This is a genomic window from Mesorhizobium sp. M7A.F.Ca.US.005.03.1.1, from assembly GCF_003997975.1.
Lineage (GTDB): Bacteria > Pseudomonadota > Alphaproteobacteria > Rhizobiales > Rhizobiaceae > Mesorhizobium > Mesorhizobium ciceri.
This window is the reverse complement of record NZ_RZRO01000161.1, coordinates 1-8,737: the sequence shown is the minus strand read 5'-3', so window position 1 is coordinate 8,737 and position 8,737 is coordinate 1. Positions and strand designations below refer to the sequence as shown.

At 59.2% G+C, this 8,737-nt stretch carries 10 protein-coding genes; 9 read left to right on the top strand and 1 reads right to left on the bottom strand.

Going from position 1 to position 8,737, the window contains the following annotated elements; translation table 11 throughout:
• The first annotated feature begins 186 nt into the window (after window positions 1-186).
• Entirely contained in the window at window positions 187-411 is a 225-nt protein-coding gene (locus EN990_RS34000; RefSeq protein WP_127388553.1) for an ATP-dependent DNA ligase, read from the top strand.
• A gap of 565 nt (window positions 412-976) precedes the next feature.
• Here EN990_RS34000 and EN990_RS33990 read toward each other — a convergent pair.
• A complete protein-coding gene (locus EN990_RS33990) occupies window positions 977-1,210 on the bottom strand; it encodes a hypothetical protein (protein WP_027162013.1) in 234 nt (77 codons plus the stop codon).
• A 76-nt stretch (window positions 1,211-1,286) separates the two neighbouring features.
• Here EN990_RS33990 and EN990_RS33985 point away from each other — a divergent pair, with 76 nt between their 5' ends.
• The 8 genes from EN990_RS33985 to EN990_RS33945 all read left to right on the top strand — a co-directional run.
• The gene (locus EN990_RS33985) at window positions 1,287-2,006 is read left to right on the top strand and encodes an SOS response-associated peptidase (RefSeq protein ID WP_127370394.1); all 720 of its coding nucleotides are present in this window, start codon (window positions 1,287-1,289) and stop codon (window positions 2,004-2,006) included.
• 68 nt (window positions 2,007-2,074) lie between these two features.
• Window positions 2,075-2,308 carry a hypothetical protein gene (locus EN990_RS33980; protein ID WP_127370395.1) on the top strand — a complete coding sequence of 78 codons (234 nt, stop codon included), beginning with the start codon at window positions 2,075-2,077 and terminating at the stop codon, window positions 2,306-2,308.
• A 532-nt stretch (window positions 2,309-2,840) separates the two neighbouring features.
• Entirely contained in the window at window positions 2,841-3,125 is a 285-nt protein-coding gene (locus EN990_RS33975) for a hypothetical protein (RefSeq protein ID WP_013525246.1), read from the top strand.
• A 159-nt stretch (window positions 3,126-3,284) separates the two neighbouring features.
• Window positions 3,285-3,566 carry a hypothetical protein gene (locus tag EN990_RS36875; protein WP_164753914.1) on the top strand — a complete coding sequence of 94 codons (282 nt, stop codon included), beginning with the start codon at window positions 3,285-3,287 and terminating at the stop codon, window positions 3,564-3,566.
• Window positions 3,567-3,778: 212 nt separating this feature from the next.
• Window positions 3,779-4,042 carry a DUF488 domain-containing protein gene (locus EN990_RS36870; RefSeq protein WP_164755114.1) on the top strand — a complete coding sequence of 88 codons (264 nt, stop codon included), beginning with the start codon at window positions 3,779-3,781 and terminating at the stop codon, window positions 4,040-4,042.
• Window positions 4,043-4,289: 247 nt separating this feature from the next.
• Entirely contained in the window at window positions 4,290-5,333 is a 1,044-nt protein-coding gene (locus tag EN990_RS33960; protein ID WP_127388552.1) for an alpha/beta hydrolase, read from the top strand.
• 40 nt (window positions 5,334-5,373) lie between these two features.
• Window positions 5,374-5,904, top strand: coding sequence for a DUF1003 domain-containing protein (locus EN990_RS33955; RefSeq protein ID WP_127370442.1), 531 nt, complete (start codon window positions 5,374-5,376; stop codon window positions 5,902-5,904).
• A 979-nt stretch (window positions 5,905-6,883) separates the two neighbouring features.
• Window positions 6,884-8,737: CarD family transcriptional regulator (locus EN990_RS33945; RefSeq protein ID WP_281056358.1), on the top strand; the 1,854-nt coding region annotated here is incomplete at its 3' end.

The window sequence follows — 8,737 nt, the reverse complement described above, 5'->3', positions numbered from 1 at the left end:
ACTTCTACGCCGCGGTTGATCGCATGGGCCTGGAGGGCATGGTGTCGAAGCGGCCTGACAGCGTTTATCGGTCAGGCGACACCGAAGCGTGGCTGAAAACCAAATGCTACGAGGAAGTCGACTTTGAGGTTGCAGGCGTGCAGCTAAAACCCGGTTCAGCTCCCCTCGCATTGATGGCGACCCGCGATGCGGAACGCCGCTACGTCGGATCAGCAAAACATCGCCCTGACCAAAGCCATGCGCGAACGCCTATGGGCCAAGGTGCAAGAGGGGAAAGGCACGCCGAAGGGAGCGGACAAGCCCGACGCCGAATGGATCAAACCTGGCCTTGTCGGACGCGTGAAGACCTTGAAGCGCGAGGACAAGCTGCGCCATGCGACTTTGCGAGCGATCCGCGAGGCGAAATTATGACACCGCAGCCGTATCGCCCCCTGTGGCAATCGAACTCACTGGCGAACGCGCAGCCTTGAAGCCCGTCCGAATGGCCATCGAGCAGGTCTGCCCTCCCGGCGTGCTGCCATCCGAGCAATGGTTGACGGGGCTACTATGGCCCAGAGCCGATCTATGAAGGCGAGGCATTGGCCAAGGCGATCATTGAGACCGTGGAGCGCCTGACGAAGTAAGCCCGCCGCTGAGGACACAATTACAGCGGCGGGCCTTGCACTTGCACCAGAGCTTGGATTTGAGGAGGGGAATCTCAACCAAGCACATTTCCAACTTCGATTTCAGAAACAGGTTCCAGCCTACGAAAAGATTTGATTGCGGGTGGCCCGCCACCGGGTCTCGGAGCCAGTGGCGGGCCTTGCTCGGCTGTTTCAAGGAGATTTCCTTGCCAAGCGCATTCCGAACTTCGACTGCGGACGCATGTTCCTCCAGGTCGGCGCAAGAGTTTATGCACCCGGTGGGCTTTAATGACCCTTAGCGCGATCCTGATATTCGTCCTGTCGCTTCGGCGGGTTGATCATGCGCTGTGTTCTCAGTTGGCCGGGCGTTTTGGCTTTGTCACGGAGGTAGATCCGTCGAGGAGATCGAGAAATGAGTGCAACGCCTTCACCATCATCCGTGCCCCGTTTTCGTTCAATGTGAAGGATCGCTTTCCCTCGTCAGTCAACAGCCCGACCAGGCAGACCCTAGGATTGTCACGGTCATCGATATCGATTGTGACGCCCGATACTCCTGGCAGCATTACGTCCTTTGGCTTCTTCGGCATCACAACAACCTTGACTCGTTCTCACTCCGTTCCCATTTTGGGCGGGCCTCGATCCTTGTCAATGAGACGACCGTAAATGTGTGGACGCGTTTTTGTAAAATCGACCATCCCGGACATGGTACGGCGCTTCGAGTTCGCGCACCCTGGCGACGTTGAGCGTTTGGGCAACGGGTTCCCGGTCTGGAATGGCGCGCCCAGCCTGACTTATCCAATCATTGTACGTGAAGAGCTTTCCACGAGCATGGCCGGTTTCGTTTCTGCGAAGTGGGGGCTGGTTCCCGGCTGGGCGCGCGATGGCGGCGGGCGGCCACCGCCTGTCAATGCGCGGTGCGAGACGATTGCCAGCAACGGCATGTTCCGAAAAGCATACGCCGCGCGCCGTTGCCTGGTGCCCGTCGACGGCTATTTCGAATGGCAAAAGCTCGATGTTTCGGGCAAGAAAAAGCAGCCTTACGCTATCGCCATGAAGGATGACGAGCCTTTTGCCATGGCTGGAGTATGGGAAGAATATGCCGACAAGGCCACCGGCGAGTTGATCCGGACCTTCGCTGTCGTCACCTGCGAGCCTAATACGTTGATGGCGACGATCCATGATCGCATGCCGGTTATTCTGGCGCCTGCCGATTACATGCGCTGGCTCGGCCCGGAACTGGATCCACGCGACCTTATGAAGCCATATCCTTCGGAACTGATGAAGATGTGGCCGATTGACAGGAAGGTCGGAAGCCCGCGAAACAACACGCCGGACCTCATTGACGAAATTGGCGTGGGACCAAACGACCTTTTCGACGTTTGAGCCTTTACAGTGAACGCTCGCGGTAGGAATATTGTCCTCAGGTGGGGCGACTCTCAAAAGGTGTCGCAATGGCTAGGTCAAAACCCTCAAAGCAGTTATCACAGGCTGAAATCGAGCGCTTCCTGGTGGCAGCGGAAGCGCTGCACCTAAGCATCATCAAGCCGTTCATATCACCACATTGCGACCACTACAGGCAGACGCGCGTCTTGCACGAGGTGCTGTTGAATACGGTGCGGCAAGTCACCGGGAAGGAAGTTGAGTTCATCCGGTGGAACACCACTGGACCGGTGCTGCCCCCCTAAGGCTGGGTAAGCGCCTGGCTGCCGGGGATCGATCAGGCCGAACCCGCAGAACTGACAATGCCAGCGATGCGGATAGCGACGGCATCAAGTCCGCCGTCGTAAATTCTCGTGAGGACGTGTTCCGCAGCTTCAGCCCGTTGGGCAGTGCAACCGCGAAGGTCGCCACCGCCCAACCTTGCCGGCCTGTTGGCGACGCAATCCCAAACTCCCCACAATCCGTCGCGCTCAATATGACAATAGAATCTGTGCTTGTGATTTTCCATGCAAGGTAAACTCCCCGCATCCCCATTGGGGTCCGATCTATCCAGGAAGGTGGTTAATGGGCCCGCGTTTGCCGATCGCACTTTAGGCTGGCCGCAGTGGTCCGTCGCCGCACGGTGGACTGCTCACTGCACCGGCCATTCTCCACGACACCAGCGCGCGTCAGACGGCTGCCGATGCGGAATCGGCGAGATGGGGGAACAGAGTTCAGACGCCGACGTTTTTTCCCCAGGTCACGCGATTTGCGCGTGTAGAACTAACGGAGGAAAAAATGAGCATCAAAATGCTTACGATGGGCGCGATGGCGCTCGCAGTGATGACGGGCTCAGCGCTGGCTGGCAGCAGCACCACTTCCGCGCTCGATGATCCTGCAAAGATGTCACCTTTCTTCACGGATGCCGGCATGAAAACCTTGAGGTCGGAAGCGGATTTCAAGACCGCATGGATGTCCATGAAACCGGATGAACAAAAGGCGGTGCTGAAAGACTGCGGCGACACCACGCTCAACAAGTCGCACGCGGATTTCTGTGCCATGGCAAAGAAGATGGGCGGCTGAGAATAACCGCTCTATAGGCGTAGTTCCCAAAATTTGGCCCGGCCGTCAGGCACGGGCCTGTTTCTGCGGGCCATTTCCTTGCGAGCCATGTTGCTATCGTCAATCATCGGGACTGGCAGATATGCATTCGTTTCTAGCCACTCCCTCAGCACGATCTGAATGATACCGGCCGATGTTCATCTCGGCGGCGAGGGAGTTCAATGCGTCCTGTGTTGCTGGCTCTGGCGGGAGGCCGGCGACGTTCCGGAGCATCAACGCAGCGCGCCGAAGGATGATCTGAAGATTCGCCCGAAACATGTCGGCTATGCCATCGGCTGCAATCTCAAGTTCTTTGACAAAGGCCCATTCCGAAGCGACCTCGCCGAGCAGTACACAGCAATTCAATTAGACAACGGGGTATCGAGGAACGCGGGAAAATCATCTTGGCTGGATCCGCACTAGGGGGCCACGGTTCTCGCGGGCGGGCTTCAATGGACGAAAGACATGAGATGCACCTTGCTGAACTTTCGAAATACGCTGTCCAGGGGACCGCGAAGCCGTGGACCTCAACTCTGTCATTGAACGCGTAACTGCGAGGGTTATCCACAGGTCGCCAAGATTGGTAAAACGCTCCGAGCTTCGTTAAGGTCTCGTTAACACTCTGAGAGCATCGTTTGCGTGGGTTCGGTTCGTCTGAACCCCTAATCGCCTACGAAGCCCGCTGCCTAACCCCAAGCCCCCCGCCCAGGCAGCGGGCTTACTTTTCCAAAGAGAGCCACGTTAGCAGACAGCGCTCACCGGCGGAGCCGTTCGCCAAAGGCTTGGCGGAACTGCGAGAGCTTAGCAGCCGGCATCGCTGCCCAATCATGTGCGCGGAAGCCGTCTGGTGGCGGTGCCACCGCCGCATTATTTCCGACTACCTGCTCGGAGAAGGCTGACGCGTCATGCATACTCTTGGGCCGGTCATGCCGAGGAGGCCAGCCTGACGCCAGGCGCTGTGTGCGCGATGATGGAACGATCGTTTATCCCGGGGAGCATCTCCTCGGGACGCAAGCATGGATCATTGCAAGATCGCGGCCATGGCGATCGCCAGGCGTTGAAAAGCCTTCCGCGCCGGGCACAGGGTGGCGGAACAAGCTGTGACCTCGAAGGTTGGGCCACGCAGACAGCTTCTAAGGCACGCGCATGGCGTTGGACAGAGACGGGGCGAAACTAGCGGCCGGATTGTCCGTCGCTGCATTAGCGGCACTAGCGGGATACAACGCCATCCGCGCCAAACGTGCGATCGCCAGCCTGACATGCGGACGTATGATGGCAATTGATGGTCTGCGCCTGCATTTTATCGAAGCCGGAACCGGCATGCCGCTGCTTCTCCTGCATGGCAATGGATCCATGGCGGAGGATTTCAAGTCGAGCGGCGTCTTCGATGAGGCGGCAAAGACCTACCGGGTGCTCGCATTTGACCGTCCCGGCTTTGGGCGAAGCTCACGTTCGCGCACCCGGCGCTGGTCCGCTTGCGACCAAGCCGACCTCATACATGCCGCCGCCGGCAGATTGGGTATTAAGAAATATCTCGTCCTTGGACATTCCTGGGGAGCCTGGATCGCCCTCGAGTTGGCGCGCAGGCATCCTTCATCGGTCGCCGGCATTGTGCTTGTCTCAGGCTATTACTATCCGCCACCGCGGCTGGATCTTGCACTGGCCGCACTCCCGGCATTGCCGGTGATCGGAACGGGGTTTCGCCACACCTTGTTGCCGCTGCTTGTGAGGCTGGCCTGGCCTTGGGCAATGGAAAAGATATTTCGACCCGCTATGATCGCCAGCGACTTCGCCGCATCCGCCAAGGATGCCGCCAGCCGCCCTTCCCAACTGCGGGCGGTTTGTTCGGAGTCAGCATCTATGCTGGCCGCGGCCCTGTCGGAGAAGGCCAGCTATAAGGACATTTCCGTACCGACCGGCATCCTGGCGGGATCTGGAGACCGGTTGTTCGATGCGGAACGGAATGCACGGCGCCTGCATGGCGAAGTTGGTGGGTCTCTCCTCGAGGTGATTCCGGGCGCTGGCCATATGGTTCATCAGAGCGCCCCGCAGGCAGTAGTCGGTATGGTGCACACGATTTCAGCACGGCACGCCCTTTCCCAATCGAACCGTCGGCAGCGACGTAAGCTGCGTGCCGACGAGTTCAAGCCAGGTCCGGCTCCGCAAATGTTCCAGGCGGGCGACAAGTGACGCCGCTTGCACCAGATCGTCGTTCAAACGAGCTTTCCAAATGAGCGACCAACGTCCAGCCAACACGCAGTCGGTGCTCCACCAGAACATAGAGGCACTGGTCGAGCACAGGCGACAACAGGAGGAGCACCAAAGCGTTCAGGTGCGGATTGCCGGCGCTATTTCGCGCTTCGCGGGGAGCATGATTTTCGTCTATCTGCATCTCGCAATCCTCGTGGCCTGGATCCTTGCAAACCTAGGCGCGATACCAGCCATCCCAGCTTGGGACCCAACTTTCGTGATCCTGGCCATGGTCGCTTCCGTCGAGGCAATCTTCCTGTCTACCTTCGTGCTGATCAATCAGAACAGAATGGCCGAACACAGCGAGCGCCGAGCGGAACTGGATTTGCAGATCAGCCTCCTTAACGAACATGAAACCACGCGGCTGATCGAGATGGTGGCTGCCTTGGCGGTGCGTCTGAATGTCTCCACCCCGGCCGACAAAGAGCTGCGGCAACTGGCAGAGAATGTCGATCCCCGAAAGGTGATGACCCAAATCCAGCAGGCTTCTGAAGATCAGCAGGAAGCTTGATCAAAGCGACCGCGCCGGCAAGCCGCCGCAGCGTACCAACCCGACACGAGCTTACAGCGAGAAACCATTCGCGCGGCTGCTGTAGGCCTGCAATCGTCCTCATCGTCTGGCACTTGGCTGTCGAAGCACCAAGCCCGTCTTGGCGTTGTCCAAGGCGACCTCAGGACGTCAATCGATCGCGGCAGCGTATCAGCGGCGATAGCGAGGTACACTGGGGAGCCGAAGGTGTTCCCAACAGCATAATATGATCACCAAGCCCTTCTTTCTGCCGCAGATCATAACGGCCGTACCTCAACTCTTAAATGCTCAGCAAGGTCCAGAAACTCACATCCAGGATTCGGATCTTGGCCCGAGCTGCTGACTGGATCGCACGCCGGCAAGTCTTACATGCCGTATCCTGCGCCGTGCTTCTGGCTCTTGGCCAATTATTTTCGCCTCACCAAAACTCCCGGAACATTCTGTCCATCCTGCGTTGGGCCGCGCCGGACAATCCCTCTTGCACAATCGCCTGTTGCCCGGCATCGGAAGCTGGATCCCCACAGCTTCAGCCCGCCTCGGCTCCCCACCCGAGGCGGGCGGCGCGGAGTTGATGCAAGCATAGAGACGCCTTCACCCCATCAGAGCTGGCCGTACTGAGCCGCGTTTTGGCGCGCAGCAACCCCAAAAAACGAGACCGAAACCAAGAGAGAACGGAGTGCATCGCGCATCCTGGCTTACTACCAAGCTGGGATAACGGACGAGGACAAACTCGAACAGCTTTCTCGACAATCCCTCGCGTGGTTATCGTCATTTCGGCAATTCAGCATGTGCACATACTAACTCCGGCGGACGGGCCACCGCGCGGCATGGCCCGACGCACAGAGCGTTCTGCCGGCGTCGAGCGTGATTCAAGGTGACAGAATCACAGCCGCCAGTTCTTAGGGCAGCTAGGAAGCAATGCATCAACGCCGCACCGGCTGCCCCGTCCTGGAACACTTTAATGCGCGCCGCCAGGAACGGGGTCGCCGTGCTGACGTTCTTCTGGGGACAAGGTGAGATTTCAGTGAACAGGCATATTTCGCGGACGGATGTCGAACAAATCGATCACACGGATGACAGCGGGTTTACGATAGAGCACGGCGTCCCGCCATCTTCAGCTATCGCGGCAGCGCTGGCCGGTGGGCTGGAGGCCAGCCGGCACAAGCACATTATCCATATAACTGCCTCGGAACGCAGCGCCGACGAGATCGTCGGGGCTTTGCGTCAGTTCCTGCCGCACGCGGAGATCATCTTGCTGCCGTCCTGGGATTGCCTGCCTTACGACAGGGTGTGGCCCACACGCGCCAATATGGGGCGGAGGCTTCGTGCGTTGTGTCACATGGCAACGAAGCCCGATCGTGCGCGCATCGCTGTAATGTCGATCGAAGCCAGTCTGCAGCGGGTGCCGCCCGCCCAGGTCATTGCTGGCGGTTTCGCAATTCTGGAGGTGGGACAAAAGTTCGACCGGGATGATTTCAGAACAAGGTCCGAAGCTTTTGGCTATGTCGTCGACGAGAGGGTCGACGAACCGGGTGAAATAGCTTTTCGGGGCGATCTCATGGACATCTTCCCCGCTGGCGCGGAGGACCCCGTTCGCGTCGTCCTTGGCCCAGACAGCTGCATTCGAGAGCTCAAGACCTACGATCCGATCAGTCAGCTCAGCGACCAGGTTCGAGACTCGATTGCTGTCGGACCGGCATCCGAGCTGATGTTTAAAGCTGGTGATCATCCTGAGCTGACAGCGATGCGCGCGACGTCGATGGAAGAGCGCCTGGTCGCATTATATGGCGCGATGCCATCTGTCTTCGACAGTGCGTCGAGCGCCTCAATCTCCTTCCTTGAAGGGATCGACGGGCAGCCGCTCGACAAAATTCTGGACCTGATCGAGGATGCACGCCGTGCCAGGCAGGAGGCTGCCGGGCGCGAGAAACCTTTGCCGGAACAATTTTACCTGTCGCGTGAAGAGTGGGATGCTTCCGTGCGCAACCGCTCCACGAGACTTGCCGTTTCTGCCGAGCGAGTTCCCAAATTCTTTCGCCAGGCCAGGCCCGGGTACGAAATCGCTGAATTCGTGACAAGGCAGACAAGCGCCGGGGCCAGGGTGGTGTTGACCGGCGATGCCTCTGAACTGCAGCGAGCAGATCGCTTGCTCAATAGAAAGCTAGGCCGGCGGGCTGAGGAAGCGGTCGACTTACCGCAAATACTTTCGGCCGCGAGAGGCTCTCTTCTCAAGGCTGGCTTCGGCCTCGATGAAGGGTTTGTCGACGCGCAATCCGGTATCGCGATGGTCGCCGCAGCCGACCTGTTTGGCCCTGCGTTGAAGGCGGATGCCGGCATGGCCGCAAGCATACTCGAACCCGAGTTGCGCATCGGCGACGTCGTCGTCCATGAAGACCATGGCCTGGGCGTGCTCGCGGCGGTCGAACAGGTCAACTTGGCTGGTCAGCACCAGGATGTTGTCAGGCTGGAATATCATGGCGGGGCTTCCTTGCTGGTTCCGGTCGACGACTTTGGGAAAATATGGCGCTACGGCTCGGAACCGGAGGCAGTGTCGCTCGATCGCCTCAACGGCGAGGGCTGGCCCAAGCGACGCGAGGCTGCGTTGCGCGAGATCGACAGGCTGGCCAAGCGCCTGGTGGGCCTTGCCGAGATGAGGTCCAGCCAGCCCGCCGAGATCATCAAGCCCTCCCGCGCGGACTTGGCCCGTTTTGCGGCGAAATTTCCCTATACCGAGACTCCTGACCAGGCCGCCGCCATCCGCGCTGTGCTCGACGACCTTTCCTCGGGGAGAACAATGAACCGGCTCGTCTGCGGT